The sequence below is a fragment of the Rhodoferax sp. BAB1 genome (genome assembly GCF_013334205.1).
Lineage (GTDB): Bacteria > Pseudomonadota > Gammaproteobacteria > Burkholderiales > Burkholderiaceae_C > Hylemonella.
The window spans coordinates 3,208,212-3,221,591 of the sequence record NZ_CP054424.1 but is presented as its reverse complement, the minus strand read 5'-3'; the positions used below and the strand labels follow the sequence as shown (position 1 = coordinate 3,221,591).

Here is a 13,380-nt window from a genome sequence, read left to right as displayed (position 1 = left end):
TCGGAATTTCCGAAGGGTTTCACGTTTTCGTTTTTATCAAACGTTGAGGGACGTTTTTAAATGCCAACCATTAACCAGCTAGTGCGTCAAGGCCGTGAGGTCGAGACCATCAAGTCGAAGAGCCCTGCCATGCAGAACTCTCCGCAGCGCCGAGGCGTGTGCACCCGTGTGTACACCACGACGCCCAAGAAGCCGAATTCCGCTTTGCGTAAGGTCGCCAAGGTGCGCTTGACCAACGGCTTCGAAGTCATTTCCTACATCGGCGGTGAAGGCCACAACCTGCAGGAACACAGCGTGGTGCTGGTTCGTGGCGGTCGTGTCAAGGACCTGCCGGGTGTGCGTTACCACATCGTGCGTGGCTCGCTCGACCTGCAAGGCGTGAAAGACCGCAAGCAGTCGCGTTCCAAGTACGGCGCCAAGCGCCCCAAGAAGGCTTGATTCTCGAGTCCTGATTTTCCGGTGTTCGAGTCGTCTGGCCGACGGTTTGAACGGAGTGACCCGAAGCTCGGAATTGTCCGGGTGGGTCGAGTAAGTGAGAGTCCTGTATGGCTCTCGCGGTGTCTGAAAAGATGCCAACTGAAGCAATTGAGGTGAAATATGCCACGTCGTCGCGAAGTCCCTAAACGTGAAATCCTGCCGGATCCGAAATTCGGCAATGTCGAGCTCTCCAAGTTCATGAACGTGATCATGGAAGGCGGCAAGAAGGCGGTTGCCGAGCGCATCATTTACGGTGCCCTCGAAACCATTGGACAGAAAACCGGCAAGGATGCGCTGGAGCTGTTCACGATCGCCATCAACAATGTCAAGCCGATGGTCGAGGTGAAGTCCCGCCGTGTCGGCGGCGCCAACTACCAGGTCCCCGTCGAAGTGCGTCCGGTCCGTCGTCTGGCCCTGTCCATGCGCTGGATCAAGGAGGCCGCCCGCAAGCGTGGCGAGAAGTCCATGGCCCTGCGCCTGGCCAACGAGATCATCGAGGCCACCGAAGGCCGTGGCGGTGCAATGAAGCGCCGCGATGAAGTGCACCGCATGGCCGAAGCCAACAAGGCCTTCAGCCACTTCCGCTTCTAAGCGTCATCAGTTTTCCCTGGTGTGCAGGCCCGCCAAAAGCGGGCCTGACCCGTTAACGAAAGATCATCATGGCACGCAAAACGCCCATTGAGCGCTATCGCAATATCGGTATTTCCGCTCACATCGACGCCGGCAAGACCACCACGACCGAGCGCATTCTCTTTTATACCGGCGTGAACCACAAGATTGGTGAAGTGCACGATGGTGCCGCCACCATGGACTGGATGGAGCAGGAGCAGGAGCGTGGCATCACGATCACGTCCGCCGCCACCACCTGCTTCTGGAAGGGCATGGAAATGTCCTACCCGGAGCACCGCTTCAACATCATCGACACCCCCGGCCACGTGGACTTCACCATCGAGGTGGAGCGTTCCATGCGCGTGCTGGACGGCGCTTGCATGGTCTATTGCGCCGTGGGTGGCGTGCAGCCGCAGTCGGAAACGGTCTGGCGCCAGGCCAACAAGTACAAGGTGCCGCGTCTGGCCTTTGTGAACAAGATGGACCGTACCGGTGCCAACTTCTTCAAGGTCTATGACCAGATGCGCCTGCGTCTGAAGGCCAATCCCGTGCCGATCGTGATCCCGATCGGTGCCGAGGAAAACTTCACTGGCGTGGTCGATCTGATCAAGATGAAGGCCATCATCTGGGATGAAGCTTCCCAGGGCATGAAGTTCGAATACAAGGAGATTCCCGCCGATCTGGTGGAGTCTGCCAAGAAGTGGCGCGAAGGCATGGTCGAGGCCGCCGCTGAAGCCAGCGAAGAGCTGATGAACAAGTACCTGGAAGAGGGCGATCTGAGCGAAGCCGAGATCAAGCTGGGCATCCGCACCCGCACGATCGGTGCCGAGATCCAGCCCATGCTGTGTGGTACCGCCTTCAAGAACAAGGGTGTGCAGCGCATGCTGGACGCCGTGATCGACTTCCTGCCCTCGCCGGTGGACATTCCCCCGGTCGGCGGCATGGACGAGAACGAGAAGGAAACGTCCCGCAAGGCCGACGACAGCGAGAAATTCTCCGCGCTGGCGTTCAAGCTGATGACCGACCCCTTCGTCGGCCAGCTGACCTTCGTGCGCGTCTACTCCGGCGTGCTCACCAAGGGCGACACCGTCTACAACCCGATCAAGGGCAAGAAAGAGCGTATCGGCCGTATCGTGCAGATGCATGCCAACAACCGCGAGGAAGTTGAAGAAATCCGCGCCGGCGACATCGCTGCCTGCGTGGGCCTCAAGGACGTGACCACCGGCGAAACCCTGTGCGATCCGGCGGCCATCCTGACCCTGGAGCGCATGGTGTTCCCCGAGCCCGTGATTGCGCAGGCTGTCGAGCCCAAGACCAAGGCCGACCAGGAAAAGATGGGCATCGCCCTGCAGCGACTGGCTGCAGAAGATCCTTCCTTCCGCGTCAAGACCGACGAAGAGTCCGGCCAGACCATCATCGCCGGCATGGGCGAGTTGCACCTCGAAATCATCGTGGACCGCATGAAGCGCGAGTTCGGTGTGGAAGCCAACGTGGGCAAGCCGCAGGTGGCCTATCGCGAAACCATCCGCAAGAAGGTCACCGAAGTCGAAGGCAAGTTCGTGCGACAGTCCGGCGGCAAGGGCCAGTACGGTCACGTGGTGTTCACGGTCGAGCCGAACGAGGCAGGCAAGGGCTTTGAGTTCGTCGACGCCATCAAGGGCGGCGTGGTTCCGCGTGAATTTATCCCGGCCGTCGAGAAGGGCGTGATCGAAGCCATCAACTCCGGCGTGCTGGCCGGTTTCCCGGTGGTGGACGTCAAGGTCACCCTGACCTTCGGTTCCTACCATGACGTGGACTCGAACGAAAACGCCTTCAAGATGGCCGCCATCTTCGGCTTCAAGGAAGGCTGCCGCAAGGCCAACCCCGTCATCCTCGAGCCCATGATGGCCGTGGAAGTCGAGACGCCTGAGGACTACGCCGGTACCGTGATGGGCGACCTGTCCTCGCGTCGCGGCATGGTGCAGGGCATGGAAGACATGGTCGGTGGCGGTAAGGCCATCAAGGCCGAGGTGCCCCTGTCCGAAATGTTCGGCTACTCGACCACGCTCCGTTCCGCAACGCAAGGCCGCGCCACGTACACGATGGAGTTCAAGCACTACAGCGAAGCTCCGCGCAACGTGTCCGAGGCCATCGTGGCGGCACGCGCCAAGTAAGGATCCGCATCCCTGCGCGAGCGGGGATGCTTTTTTTGTTGTCTGCGATCCGGTGCCGCCCTGTTCCCGTGCGGGGCGAACCAGCAACCGGATGCAGACGTAAAACCAATACACGGGAATGCTCTTTGGAGATTTGAAAAATGGCAAAAGAGAAATTTGAGCGGACCAAGCCGCACGTCAACGTGGGCACCATCGGTCACGTGGACCACGGCAAGACCACGCTGACGGCGGCCATCACCACCGTGCTGGCCTCCAAGTTCGGTGGCCAGGCCAAGGCCTACGACCAGATCGATGCGGCTCCTGAAGAGAAGGCCCGCGGCATTACGATCAATACCGCCCACGTCGAGTACGAGACCAAGAACCGTCACTACGCCCACGTGGACTGCCCCGGCCACGCCGACTACGTCAAGAACATGATCACCGGTGCCGCCCAGATGGACGGCGCCATCCTGGTGGTTTCTGCCGCTGACGGCCCCATGCCCCAGACCCGCGAGCACATCCTGCTGGCTCGTCAGGTCGGCGTGCCCTACATCATCGTCTTCCTGAACAAGTGCGACATGGTCGACGACGCCGAGCTGCTGGAGCTGGTCGAGATGGAAGTGCGTGAACTCCTCTCCAAGTACGACTTCCCCGGCGACGACACCCCCATCGTCAAGGGCTCGGCCAAGCTGGCCCTGGAAGGCGACAAGGGCGAGCTGGGCGAAGGCGCCATCATGAAGCTGGCCGACGCCCTGGACAGCTACATCCCCACCCCTGAGCGTGCCGTGGACGGCGCCTTCCTGATGCCCGTGGAAGACGTGTTCTCCATCTCCGGTCGTGGCACCGTGGTGACCGGCCGTATCGAGCGCGGTATCGTCAAGGTCGGCGAAGAAATCGAAATCGTCGGCATCAAGGTCACCCAGAAGACCACCTGCACCGGCGTGGAAATGTTCCGCAAGCTGCTGGACCAGGGCCAGGCTGGCGACAACGTCGGTATCCTGCTGCGCGGCACCAAGCGTGAAGAAGTCGAGCGCGGCCAGGTGCTGTGCAAGCCCGGCTCCATCAAGCCCCACACCCACTTCACCGGTGAGGTGTACGTGCTGAGCAAGGACGAAGGCGGCCGCCACACCCCCTTCTTCAACAACTACCGCCCGCAGTTCTACTTCCGTACCACGGACGTGACCGGTGCCATCGAGCTGCCCGAGGGCAAGGAAATGGTCATGCCGGGTGACAACGTGTCGATCACCGTCAAGCTGATCGCCCCCATCGCCATGGAAGAAGGCCTGCGCTTCGCCATCCGCGAAGGCGGCAAGACCGTGGGCGCCGGTGTGGTGGCCAAGATCCTGGCGTAATTCGCTAGCAACAAGGAATTACCATGGCTACCAAACAGAAAATCCGCATCCGCCTCAAGGCGTTTGACTACAAGCTGATCGACCAGTCGGCTGCCGAGATCGTGGACACGGCCAAGCGAACCGGCGCCATCGTCAAGGGCCCCGTGCCCCTGCCGACGCGCATGAAGCGTTTCGACATCCTGCGTTCACCGCACGTCAACAAGACCAGCCGTGACCAGTTCGAAATCCGCACCCACCAGCGTCTGATGGACATCGTGGACCCGACCGACAAGACGGTCGACGCCCTGATGAAGCTCGACCTGCCGGCTGGCGTGGACGTCGAAATCAAGCTGCAGTAAGGCGAGTTCGGGGTTCCAGGTCGAAAGGCCGGGGCCCCAAAACCGACGGAAATAGCCGGGTTTGCCAGAAATGGCAAACCCGGCTATACTGTCAGGCTCTGTCGAATTTCGACCGAGTTTTATTAACCCTCTTTCACATTCCAACGTCCACGACCAATTGAAGTCGTGGCGGTGAAAGCAAAGGAGAAAAAATGAGTCTGAGCAATCGATTGGGGTTGCTGGGGCGCAAGGTGGGCATGATGCGTCTGTTCACTGATGACGGCGATGCAGTGCCTGTCACGGTGGTGGATGTGTCCAACAACCGAGTGACCCAGATCAAAACCCAGGACAACGACGGCTATGTCGCCCTCCAGGTGACCTTTGGCTCGCGCAAAGCTTCGCGCGTGACCAAGCCGGAAGCTGGCCACCTTGCCAAGGCAGGGGTTGAGGCTGGTGAAATCATCCAGGAATTCCGTGTCGAAGCCGACACCGCCGCCAAGTACCAGGCCGGCGCCGCTGTGCCCGTGAGCGACGTGTTCGCCGTGGGCCAGAAGGTCGACGTGCAGGGCACTTCGATCGGCAAGGGCTTTGCCGGCACGATCAAGCGTCACAACTTCAGCTCGCAGCGTGCCTCGCACGGTAACAGCCGCTCGCACAACGTTCCGGGCTCCATCTCGATGGCGCAGGATCCGGGCCGCGTGTTTCCGGGCAAGCGCATGACGGGCCACATGGGCGACCAGACCAAGACGATCCAGAACCTGGACGTCATCCGCATCGACGAAGCCCGTCAGCTGCTGCTGATCAAGGGCGCGATCCCCGGTTCCGCCGGCGGTTTCGTGACCGTCAGCCCGGCCGTCAAGGTCAAAGCCAAGAACGCGAAGGGAGCGAACTGATGCAGATCGAACTCCTGAACGACCAGGGCCAGGCCGCCTCCAAGATGGAAGCCCCTGATACCGTGTTCGGTCGTGAATACAACGAAGCGCTGGTGCACCAGATCGTGGTGGCCTTCCAGGCCAACGCCCGCCAGGGCACCCGTGCCCAGAAGGACCGCGAACAGGTCAAGCACTCGACCAAGAAGCCGTTCAAGCAGAAGGGCACCGGCCGCGCTCGCGCCGGTATGACTTCCTCCCCGCTGTGGCGTGGCGGTGGTCGCATCTTCCCGAACATGCCTGACGAGAACTTCACCCAGAAGATCAACAAGAAGATGTACCGCGCCGGTATGGCTTCGATCTTCTCGCAGCTGGCCCGCGAAGGCCGCCTGGCCGTGGTCGAGTCCCTCAAGGTGGATTCGCCCAAGACCAAGCAGCTGGCTGACAAGTTCAAGGCCATGAAGCTGGACTCCGTGCTGGTGATTGCCGACCAGGTCGACGAGAACCTGTACCTGGCCTCGCGCAACCTGACCAACGTCCTGGTGGTCGAGCCGCGTTACGCCGATCCGCTGTCGCTGGTGCACTACCGCAAGGTGCTGGTCACCAAGGCCGCCATGGACCAACTCAAGGAGATGTTCGCATGAGCACCGCCAAGTTTGAAGAAGGTCGTCTGATGCAGGTGCTCGTGGCCCCCATCGTGTCCGAGAAGGCCACCATGGTTGCCGAGAAGAGCAATGCAGTGACGTTCAAGGTGCTGCAGGACGCGACCAAGCCTGAAATCAAGGCCGCCGTTGAACTGATGTTCAAGGTCGAGGTCAAGGGCGTGTCTGTGGTCAATACCAAAGGCAAGACCAAGCGCTATGGCAAGTCCGTCGGCCGCCGCGACAACGTTCGCAAGGCCTATGTGACGCTGAAGCCGGGTCAAGAGCTGAACCTCTCTGGGGAGGCTGCGTAATCATGGCTGTCATCAAAATGAAACCGACTTCGCCGGGCCGTCGTGGCGTGGTGAAGATCTCGCGTGACCACCTGTACAAGGGTGAGGCCTACGCTCCCCTGCTCGAACCCCAGTTCCAGCAGGCCGGCCGCAACAACAACGGCCATATCACCACCCGTCACAAGGGCGGTGGTCACAAGCACCACTACCGTGTGGTCGACTTCAAGCGCAACAAGGACGGCATCCCCGCCAAGGTCGAGCGCATCGAGTACGACCCGAACCGTTCGGCCCACATCGCTCTGGTGTGTTATGCCGACGGCGAGCGTCGCTACATCATTGCGCCGCGTGGTCTGGAAGTGGGCGCAACCATCGTGAACGGTGCCGAGGCGCCGATCCGTGTGGGCAACACCCTGCCGATCCGCAACATCCCGGTGGGCTCGATCATTCACTGCATCGAGCTGCAGGCTGGCAAGGGTGCCCAGGTGGTTCGTTCCGCCGGCGCTTCTGCCACGCTGCTGGCGCGTGAAGGAACCTACGCCCAGGTGCGCATGCGCTCGGGTGAAGTTCGCAAGATCCACATCGAGTGCCGCGCGACGATTGGCCAGGTGGCCAACGAAGAACACAGCCTGCGCCAGCTCGGCAAGGCCGGTGTCAAGCGCTGGATGGGTATTCGCCCGACCGTTCGCGGTGTGGTGATGAACCCGGTTGACCACCCGCACGGTGGCGGCGAGGGCAAGACCGGCGAAGGCCGTCATCCAGTCGACCCGTGGGGCAATCTGACCAAGGGTTACCGTACCCGCAACAACAAGCGCACGCAGGTCATGATCGTGTCGCGTCGCAAGAAGTAAGGGGAACGCACAATGACACGCTCTCTGAAAAAAGGTCCCTTTGTGGATCATCACCTGGTGGCCAAGGTCGACAAGGCCGTTGCCACCAAGGACAAGAAGCCGATCAAGACCTGGTCGCGTCGCTCCATGATCCTGCCCGAGTTCATCGGTCTGACGATCGCCGTGCACAACGGCAAGCAGCACGTACCTGTCTACATCACTGACCAAATGGTGGGCCACAAGCTGGGTGAGTTCGCACTGACCCGCACCTTCAAGGGCCACCCTGCGGACAAAAAAGTCCAGAAGAAATAAGGGAATTGAACATGGAAACACGTGCAACCCTTCGTGGTGTCCGCCTGTCGGTGGACAAGGGCCGTCTGGTCGCGGATCTGATCCGTGGCAAGAAGGTCGACCAAGCCCTGAACATCCTGCAGTTCACGCAGAAAAAAGCTGCCGTGATCATCAAGAAGGTTCTGGAGTCCGCCATTGCCAACGCCGAGCACAACGACGGCGCCGATATCGACGAACTGAAGGTCAAGACCATCTACGTCGAGCAAGGCACCACGCTCAAGCGTTTTACCGCCCGTGCCAAGGGCCGCGGCAACCGTATCAGCAAGCCCACGTGCCATGTGTACGTGACGGTCGGCAACTAAAGAGGTCAGAAGGATATGGGACAAAAAATCAACCCGACCGGCTTCCGCCTCGCCGTCAGCCGTAACTGGGCTTCGCGTTGGTACGCGAGCAACCGTGACTTCGCCGGCATGCTGGCCGAAGACATCAAGGTGCGCGAGTACCTGAAGGCCAAGCTGAAGAACGCCTCCGTTTCGCGCGTGCTGATCGAGCGCCCCGCCAAGAACGCCCGCATCACGATTTTCTCGGCTCGTCCGGGTGTCGTGATCGGCAAGAAGGGCGAGGACATCGAGAACCTCAAGCGTGACCTGGGCAAGCAGCTGGGCGTGCCGGTGGCCGTCAACATCGAAGAAGTGCGCAAGCCCGAAATCGATGCCAAGCTGATCGCCGACAGCATCACCCAGCAGCTCGAGAAGCGGATCATGTTCCGCCGCGCCATGAAGCGCGCCATGCAGAACGCCATGCGTCTGGGTGCCCTGGGCATCAAGATCATGTCGGCTGGCCGCCTGAACGGCATCGAGATCGCCCGGACCGAGTGGTACCGCGAAGGCCGTGTGCCGCTGCACACCCTGCGCGCCGACATCGACTACGGCACCTCGGAAGCCAAGACCACCTACGGCGTCATCGGCGTCAAGGTCTGGGTCTACAAGGGTGACACCCTGGGCCGTAACGATCTGCCCGCAGCCACCGAGCCGCGTGCCGAAGAAGAGCGTCGTCCGCGTGGTCCGCGTCGCGAAGGCCGTCCTGCTGGTGACCGTCCCGCGGCTCCCCGCGGTGCCCGTCGCCCGGCCGGCTCTGCCGCCGCGCCCGCTGACGGCAGCGACAAACCCGCAGAGGCCACTGGTGCCGATGCCCCGAAAACCGCCGTTAAGCGCGTCCGCAAAGTCGCCGCGCCAGCTGCAGCAGCTGACGGCGCCAAAGGAGAATAAACATGCTGCAACCTGCACGTAGAAAATACCGCAAGGAGCAAAAAGGCCGCAACACCGGTATTGCCACCCGTGGCAGTTCGGTGGCCTTTGGCGACTTCGGCCTGAAATGTACCGACCGCGGCCGTCTGACGGCTCGCCAGATCGAGGCGGCACGTCGTGCCATCTCCCGTCACGTCAAGCGTGGCGGCCGCATCTGGATCCGCGTGTTCCCCGACAAGCCGATCTCCCAGAAGCCCGCTGAAGTGCGTATGGGTAACGGCAAGGGCAACCCGGAGTACTACGTGGCTGAAATCCAGCCCGGCAAGATCGTGTTCGAGATCGTCGGTGTGCCCGAAGAGCTGGCCCGTGAAGCGTTCAAGCTGGCTGCCGCCAAGCTGCCGTTGCGCACCACCTTTGTGGCCCGCATGATCGGCCAGTAATCAGGAGAATGAAGAAATGAAAGCTGCTGAACTGCGCCAGAAAGACGTTGCCGGCCTGCAAGCCGAGGTCAAGGAGCTGCAAAAGGCTCACTTCGGCCTGCGCATGCAAAAAGCCACGCAACAACTGAACAACACGGCCACGCTGGGCAACACCCGCCGTGACATCGCCCGTGCCAAGACCATCCTTGCTGAAAAGCAAGCCGCCAAATAAGGAGCACTGAATGACGGAAGCTAAAAAATCCCTCAAGCGCACCTTGGTTGGCAAGGTGGTCAGCGACAAACGCACCAAGACCGTGACCGTGCTGGTCGAGCGCCGTGTGATGCACGAGCTCTACGGCAAGATCGTGGCCAAGTCGAGCAAGTACCACGCCCATGACGAAAAGGGCGAGTACAAGCTGGGCGACGTGATCGAAATCACCGAAAGCAAGCCGATTTCCAAGACCAAGAACTGGGTTGCCACCCGTCTGGTCGAAAAGGCTGCAGCGGTCTAAGTTCATTGCAGCGCACGCTGCAGGACACACAAAAACGGCTCACAATGCGTGAGCCGTTTTTTTTGGCCAACCCCAACTGCTAATTCGAGGAGCACAACATGATCAAAGTCGGTGATAACCTGCCGGGCGCCACGCTGATGGAATATTCCGAAGTGGAAGGCAATGGCTGCAGCATCGGTCCCAACCCGGTGGATGTGAGCAAGGCCGTGGCGGGCAAGACGATCGCCATCTTTGGCTTGCCCGGCGCCTATACCCCGACCTGCTCCGCCAAGCACGTGCCTGGTTATGTCGAGAAGTACAACGAGCTCAAGGCGGCCGGTGTCGACGAGATCTGGTGCGTCAGCGTGAATGATGCCTTTGTCATGGGGGCCTGGGCGCGTGACCAGAAGAGCAATGGCAAAGTGCGCATGCTGGGCGACGGCAGCGCCGATTTCGCCAAGGCCACCGGCCTCACGCTGGACCTGACGGCCCGTGGCATGGGCCTGCGCAGCAACCGTTACTCCATGCTGGTCAAGGATGGCAAGGTGAAGACCCTGAACATCGAGGCCCCGGGCAAATTCGAGGTCAGCGACGCCGCGACCCTGCTGGCCCAGGCCAAGGGCTGATCCGCGGCCAACACCTCGCAGGCCGGCACCGCCTGTGAAAAAAGCCACTGCAGACCTGCAGTGGCTTTTTAATTGGGGACCTCAGCGCATCGTTCCCTGCAGGGTCGCCTTCAGGTAGTGGGCACCAGCTATCGGATTGTGATAATAGGGCGGAACTTCAACAAAGCCGAGTTCATCGTACAGGGTCCGGGCGGCTTCCATGTCGTCCAGGGTGTCGAGGAGGACGTGGTCGTAGCCATGCAGGCGGGCCGCATCCAGCACGGCTTCGGCCAGTTGCCGTCCCAGGCCAAGCCCACGGAATGCCTTGCGGACAAACAGGCGTTTCATCTCGCAGGCGTTGGGATAATCAATGCTGTCCAGGGGGCGCAAGGCGCAGCAACCCGCGACTTGACCGTCCACCCGGGCCAGCAGCAGGGCACCGCGCGGCATGTCATAGTCGCCCGGCAAGGTGGCGAGTTCCTGCTCAAAACCCTGGAAGCACAGATCGATGTTGAGGCTGGTGGCGTACTCGCGGAAAATCTCGCGCACGGTGTCGAACTCGGCGGGCAGTTGTGGCGTCAGGATCTCGACGATGGGTGAGGTCACGGCAAGGATGATCGGCAAATGAACAGCAAGTTTAGCGTGGGGCACAAGCAGGCGCTGTGGGCAGGCGCACGGCCGTTGTGGCAGTTGTTGGCCCTGGGGCTGGCGGCCAGTCTGCTGGCCGCTTGCCAGACGGTGCAGACCACCTCGGCGGGCCAGGTCGGCGTCACGCGCAACCAGTACATGGGGGTGAGCGCCGCGCAAGTGGATGCCGCTTCTGCCCAGTCCTATCGCAAGATGCTGGAGGAGGCCGGACGCAAGAAGCAACTCAACCTGGATGCCGTCATGCTGGCGCGGGTGCAGGGCATTGCCACGCGTCTGATCGCGCAGACATCGCACTTCCGCCCCGATGCCCCGGGCTGGCGCTGGGAGACCAATGTCTTTCACACCGACCAGGTCAATGCCTTCTGCATGGCGGGCGGCAAGATCGGCATCTACAGCGGCCTGATCCAGAAGCTGAAGATCACCGACGACGAACTGGCCGCCGTGATGGGGCATGAAATCGCGCATGCCCTGCGCGAGCATGTGCGTGAACAGGTGTCCTTGCAGCAGGCGGCGCGGTTGCCAGGCGTGGTGCTGGCTGTCGTGACCGGCAACCAGGCCCTGGCGGACCTGGGGGACATGATCACGGACGTCAGCCTGACCCTGCCGCGCAGCCGCGGGGCGGAAAAGGAGGCCGATGTGATCGGGGTCGAACTGGCGGCGCGGGCGGGTTATGACCCGCGTGCCGCCATCAGCCTGTGGCAGAAGATGAACCAGCTGGGCGGGGGGCGACCGCCCGAATTTCTCAGCACCCACCCGGCACCGGAATCACGCCAGCAGGACCTGGCCCGCATCAGCGAAGTCGTGATGCCCTTGTACGAGCAGAGCCGCAGGCGCTGAGGCGCATTCAGGTGGCCGCCAGCCAGAGCAGCAGCGCGACGGCACCCGCGCTTACCAGCAGCAAGGCGAGGGCCAGCCAGCGGCTGCGGGCATCGTCACGCGAGGAGATGGCTGGCAGGGGTACTTCCTTGTCGCCCCAGATCATGGGGCGCACCAGGTTCTTCCGTTTGCGCCAGAGGTAATAAAGGATGACCAGGATGTGGGTGATCACAAGCACGATCAGCACCAGCTTGCCGACCTTGCCGTGATACCAGCTTGCCAGGCTTACGATCTCACCCGAAGCCAGCCGGGCCAGCGGCCCACTGGCGGCAATCTCATCGTCGCTGAACAGGCCTGTACCAACCTGCGCCAACAGGAAAAAAAGCAGTGCAAAGACGGACAGGGCCCCGGTCGGGCTGTGGCCGAGTTCATGGTTGGGTTCAGCGTGGCCACGGAGGTAGCGCCACAGGCTGGCGGGCGAGTAGAGGAAGGCTGAAAAGCGCGACCAGTGGCCACCGACCAAGCCCCAGAAAAGGCGGAAGATCAGCAGTGTCAGCACGCCGTAACCGAAACGGAAGTGCCACTCCATGTAACCCAGCTGGGCCGTGGTGACCAGGCCGATGACACAGAGTGCCAGCAGCCAGTGGAAGAGGCGGGTCGGAAGGTCCCAGATTCTGACAAGATGTGGCATGAGGAGTCCTGGTCAGGAAAGATGAACAGCAGGGCGTGCTGCTCGGTATTTTCCCTGAGATGAGGCAGATCGTGCGAACTTTGGCGCAGATCATCGCTCCCAAGAGCGGGAACCTTCCCGTTTACCAGCAAAGGAAGAACATGAAAGAAGTCAGCATCCTGATCGCCGCGGCGGCGCTCATCGGTTTCAGTGGCGCGGCCTCGGCCCAGTTTGCCAAGCCCGAAGACGCCATCAAATACCGCAAGAATGCCTTGTTCGTGATGCAGCAGCACTATGCGCGCGTGGGTGCCATGGCCAGCGGCCGGGCGCCGTTTGACGCCAAGGTGGCGGCCGAGAATGCAGCTATCGCCGAAACCATGTCACGCCTGCCCTGGGCTGCTTTTGGCGAGGGAACGGACAAGGGGGACACCAAGGCCCTGCCGGAAATCTGGAAGGAGCAGGCCAAGTTCAAGGCCGCCGCAGAGAAGATGCAGGGCGAGATGGGCAAGCTGGCCGCCGCAGCCCGTACAGGCAATCTGGACAGCATCAAGACCGCCTTCCAGTCCACCTCGGGCAGTTGCAAGGCCTGCCACGACGATTTCAGGGGTAAATAAACCCAGCCAGTACGCGGGACACCGTTCACAGGGGCAGCGCGTGCTGCCCCTGCTTCATTGCG

General features: G+C 61.5%; 20 protein-coding genes. 18 read left to right on the top strand and 2 right to left on the bottom strand.

Annotated elements, in window-relative coordinates; all coding sequences use genetic code 11:
- Window positions 1-60 precede the first annotated feature (60 nt).
- The 16 genes from rpsL (at window position 61) to HTY51_RS15530 (ending at window position 10,591) form a co-directional block, all read left to right on the top strand.
- Window positions 61-438, top strand: a complete 378-nt coding sequence (gene rpsL, locus HTY51_RS15605) for a 30S ribosomal protein S12 (RefSeq protein WP_057674148.1) — start codon at window positions 61-63, stop codon at window positions 436-438.
- A gap of 159 nt (window positions 439-597) precedes the next feature.
- Window positions 598-1,068: a 30S ribosomal protein S7 gene (gene rpsG, locus HTY51_RS15600; protein WP_174253580.1), complete on the top strand. Its 471-nt coding sequence runs from the start codon at window positions 598-600 to the stop codon at window positions 1,066-1,068.
- 68 nt (window positions 1,069-1,136) lie between these two features.
- A complete protein-coding gene (gene fusA / locus HTY51_RS15595; protein ID WP_174253579.1) occupies window positions 1,137-3,239 on the top strand; it encodes an elongation factor G in 2,103 nt (700 codons plus the stop codon).
- 140 nt (window positions 3,240-3,379) lie between these two features.
- A complete protein-coding gene (tuf, locus tag HTY51_RS15590) occupies window positions 3,380-4,570 on the top strand; it encodes an elongation factor Tu (protein WP_174253578.1) in 1,191 nt (396 codons plus the stop codon).
- A gap of 23 nt (window positions 4,571-4,593) precedes the next feature.
- Window positions 4,594-4,908 carry a 30S ribosomal protein S10 gene (rpsJ, locus tag HTY51_RS15585; RefSeq protein ID WP_028250951.1) on the top strand — a complete coding sequence of 105 codons (315 nt, stop codon included), beginning with the start codon at window positions 4,594-4,596 and terminating at the stop codon, window positions 4,906-4,908.
- A 191-nt stretch (window positions 4,909-5,099) separates the two neighbouring features.
- Window positions 5,100-5,780 (top strand): 50S ribosomal protein L3, encoded by a 681-nt coding sequence (rplC, locus tag HTY51_RS15580; protein ID WP_174253577.1) that lies wholly within the window; start codon window positions 5,100-5,102, stop codon window positions 5,778-5,780.
- Window positions 5,780-6,400 carry a 50S ribosomal protein L4 gene (gene rplD / locus HTY51_RS15575; RefSeq protein ID WP_057674143.1) on the top strand — a complete coding sequence of 207 codons (621 nt, stop codon included), beginning with the start codon at window positions 5,780-5,782 and terminating at the stop codon, window positions 6,398-6,400. The genes rplC and rplD overlap by 1 nt, the downstream gene beginning before the upstream one ends.
- A complete protein-coding gene (gene rplW / locus HTY51_RS15570) occupies window positions 6,397-6,711 on the top strand; it encodes a 50S ribosomal protein L23 (RefSeq protein ID WP_174253576.1) in 315 nt (104 codons plus the stop codon). The genes rplD and rplW overlap by 4 nt, the downstream gene beginning before the upstream one ends.
- Window positions 6,712-6,713: 2 nt before the next feature.
- Entirely contained in the window at window positions 6,714-7,538 is an 825-nt protein-coding gene (gene rplB / locus HTY51_RS15565; protein ID WP_174253575.1) for a 50S ribosomal protein L2, read from the top strand.
- Between the two features lie 12 nt (window positions 7,539-7,550).
- On the top strand, window positions 7,551-7,829 hold the full coding sequence (gene rpsS, locus HTY51_RS15560) for a 30S ribosomal protein S19 (RefSeq protein ID WP_057674140.1): 279 nt from the start codon (window positions 7,551-7,553) through the stop codon (window positions 7,827-7,829).
- Window positions 7,830-7,840: 11 nt separating this feature from the next.
- A complete protein-coding gene (rplV, locus tag HTY51_RS15555; protein ID WP_057674139.1) occupies window positions 7,841-8,170 on the top strand; it encodes a 50S ribosomal protein L22 in 330 nt (109 codons plus the stop codon).
- 15 nt (window positions 8,171-8,185) lie between these two features.
- Window positions 8,186-9,076, top strand: a complete 891-nt coding sequence (gene rpsC, locus HTY51_RS15550; protein ID WP_174253574.1) for a 30S ribosomal protein S3 — start codon at window positions 8,186-8,188, stop codon at window positions 9,074-9,076.
- 2 nt (window positions 9,077-9,078) lie between these two features.
- Complete coding sequence (rplP, locus tag HTY51_RS15545) at window positions 9,079-9,495, top strand: 50S ribosomal protein L16 (RefSeq protein ID WP_174253573.1); 417 nt, start codon at window positions 9,079-9,081, stop codon at window positions 9,493-9,495.
- A gap of 16 nt (window positions 9,496-9,511) precedes the next feature.
- Window positions 9,512-9,706, top strand: coding sequence for a 50S ribosomal protein L29 (gene rpmC / locus HTY51_RS15540; protein ID WP_174253572.1), 195 nt, complete (start codon window positions 9,512-9,514; stop codon window positions 9,704-9,706).
- Between the two features lie 10 nt (window positions 9,707-9,716).
- Complete coding sequence (rpsQ, locus tag HTY51_RS15535; RefSeq protein WP_057674135.1) at window positions 9,717-9,986, top strand: 30S ribosomal protein S17; 270 nt, start codon at window positions 9,717-9,719, stop codon at window positions 9,984-9,986.
- Window positions 9,987-10,084: 98 nt separating this feature from the next.
- Complete coding sequence (locus HTY51_RS15530) at window positions 10,085-10,591, top strand: peroxiredoxin (RefSeq protein ID WP_174253571.1); 507 nt, start codon at window positions 10,085-10,087, stop codon at window positions 10,589-10,591.
- 81 nt (window positions 10,592-10,672) lie between these two features.
- Here the strand turns inward: HTY51_RS15530 and HTY51_RS15525 are convergent, their stop codons facing one another.
- Window positions 10,673-11,176 carry a GNAT family N-acetyltransferase gene (locus HTY51_RS15525; protein WP_174253570.1) on the bottom strand — a complete coding sequence of 168 codons (504 nt, stop codon included), beginning with the start codon at window positions 11,174-11,176 and terminating at the stop codon, window positions 10,673-10,675.
- 18 nt (window positions 11,177-11,194) lie between these two features.
- Here HTY51_RS15525 and HTY51_RS15520 point away from each other — a divergent pair, with 18 nt between their 5' ends.
- Entirely contained in the window at window positions 11,195-12,055 is an 861-nt protein-coding gene (locus tag HTY51_RS15520) for a M48 family metallopeptidase (protein WP_174253569.1), read from the top strand.
- Between the two features lie 7 nt (window positions 12,056-12,062).
- Here the strand turns inward: HTY51_RS15520 and HTY51_RS15515 are convergent, their stop codons facing one another.
- Window positions 12,063-12,725, bottom strand: coding sequence for a cytochrome b/b6 domain-containing protein (locus HTY51_RS15515; RefSeq protein WP_174253568.1), 663 nt, complete (start codon window positions 12,723-12,725; stop codon window positions 12,063-12,065).
- Window positions 12,726-12,865: 140 nt separating this feature from the next.
- On the opposite strand from HTY51_RS15515, the gene HTY51_RS15510 reads away from it, so the two are divergent.
- The gene (locus tag HTY51_RS15510; protein WP_174253567.1) at window positions 12,866-13,318 is read left to right on the top strand and encodes a cytochrome c; all 453 of its coding nucleotides are present in this window, start codon (window positions 12,866-12,868) and stop codon (window positions 13,316-13,318) included.
- The last annotated feature ends 62 nt before the right edge of the window (window positions 13,319-13,380 follow it).

What these genes read in the sequence shown, in the direction of transcription:
- rpsL (WP_057674148.1), top strand. Translation starts at nt 61, where the DNA reads ATGCCAACCATTAACCAGCTAGTGCGTCAAGGCCGTGAGGTCGAGACC.
- rpsG (WP_174253580.1), top strand. Translation starts at nt 598, where the DNA reads ATGCCACGTCGTCGCGAAGTCCCTAAACGTGAAATCCTGCCGGATCCG.
- fusA (WP_174253579.1), top strand. Translation starts at nt 1,137, where the DNA reads ATGGCACGCAAAACGCCCATTGAGCGCTATCGCAATATCGGTATTTCC.
- tuf (WP_174253578.1), top strand. Translation starts at nt 3,380, where the DNA reads ATGGCAAAAGAGAAATTTGAGCGGACCAAGCCGCACGTCAACGTGGGC.
- rpsJ (WP_028250951.1), top strand. Translation starts at nt 4,594, where the DNA reads ATGGCTACCAAACAGAAAATCCGCATCCGCCTCAAGGCGTTTGACTAC.
- rplC (WP_174253577.1), top strand. Translation starts at nt 5,100, where the DNA reads ATGAGTCTGAGCAATCGATTGGGGTTGCTGGGGCGCAAGGTGGGCATG.
- rplD (WP_057674143.1), top strand. Translation starts at nt 5,780, where the DNA reads ATGCAGATCGAACTCCTGAACGACCAGGGCCAGGCCGCCTCCAAGATG.
- rplW (WP_174253576.1), top strand. Translation starts at nt 6,397, where the DNA reads ATGAGCACCGCCAAGTTTGAAGAAGGTCGTCTGATGCAGGTGCTCGTG.
- rplB (WP_174253575.1), top strand. Translation starts at nt 6,714, where the DNA reads ATGGCTGTCATCAAAATGAAACCGACTTCGCCGGGCCGTCGTGGCGTG.
- rpsS (WP_057674140.1), top strand. Translation starts at nt 7,551, where the DNA reads ATGACACGCTCTCTGAAAAAAGGTCCCTTTGTGGATCATCACCTGGTG.
- rplV (WP_057674139.1), top strand. Translation starts at nt 7,841, where the DNA reads ATGGAAACACGTGCAACCCTTCGTGGTGTCCGCCTGTCGGTGGACAAG.
- rpsC (WP_174253574.1), top strand. Translation starts at nt 8,186, where the DNA reads ATGGGACAAAAAATCAACCCGACCGGCTTCCGCCTCGCCGTCAGCCGT.
- rplP (WP_174253573.1), top strand. Translation starts at nt 9,079, where the DNA reads ATGCTGCAACCTGCACGTAGAAAATACCGCAAGGAGCAAAAAGGCCGC.
- rpmC (WP_174253572.1), top strand. Translation starts at nt 9,512, where the DNA reads ATGAAAGCTGCTGAACTGCGCCAGAAAGACGTTGCCGGCCTGCAAGCC.
- rpsQ (WP_057674135.1), top strand. Translation starts at nt 9,717, where the DNA reads ATGACGGAAGCTAAAAAATCCCTCAAGCGCACCTTGGTTGGCAAGGTG.
- HTY51_RS15530 (WP_174253571.1), top strand. Translation starts at nt 10,085, where the DNA reads ATGATCAAAGTCGGTGATAACCTGCCGGGCGCCACGCTGATGGAATAT.
- HTY51_RS15520 (WP_174253569.1), top strand. Translation starts at nt 11,195, where the DNA reads ATGAACAGCAAGTTTAGCGTGGGGCACAAGCAGGCGCTGTGGGCAGGC.
- HTY51_RS15515 (WP_174253568.1), bottom strand. Translation starts at nt 12,725, where the DNA reads ATGCCACATCTTGTCAGAATCTGGGACCTTCCGACCCGCCTCTTCCAC.
- HTY51_RS15510 (WP_174253567.1), top strand. Translation starts at nt 12,866, where the DNA reads ATGAAAGAAGTCAGCATCCTGATCGCCGCGGCGGCGCTCATCGGTTTC.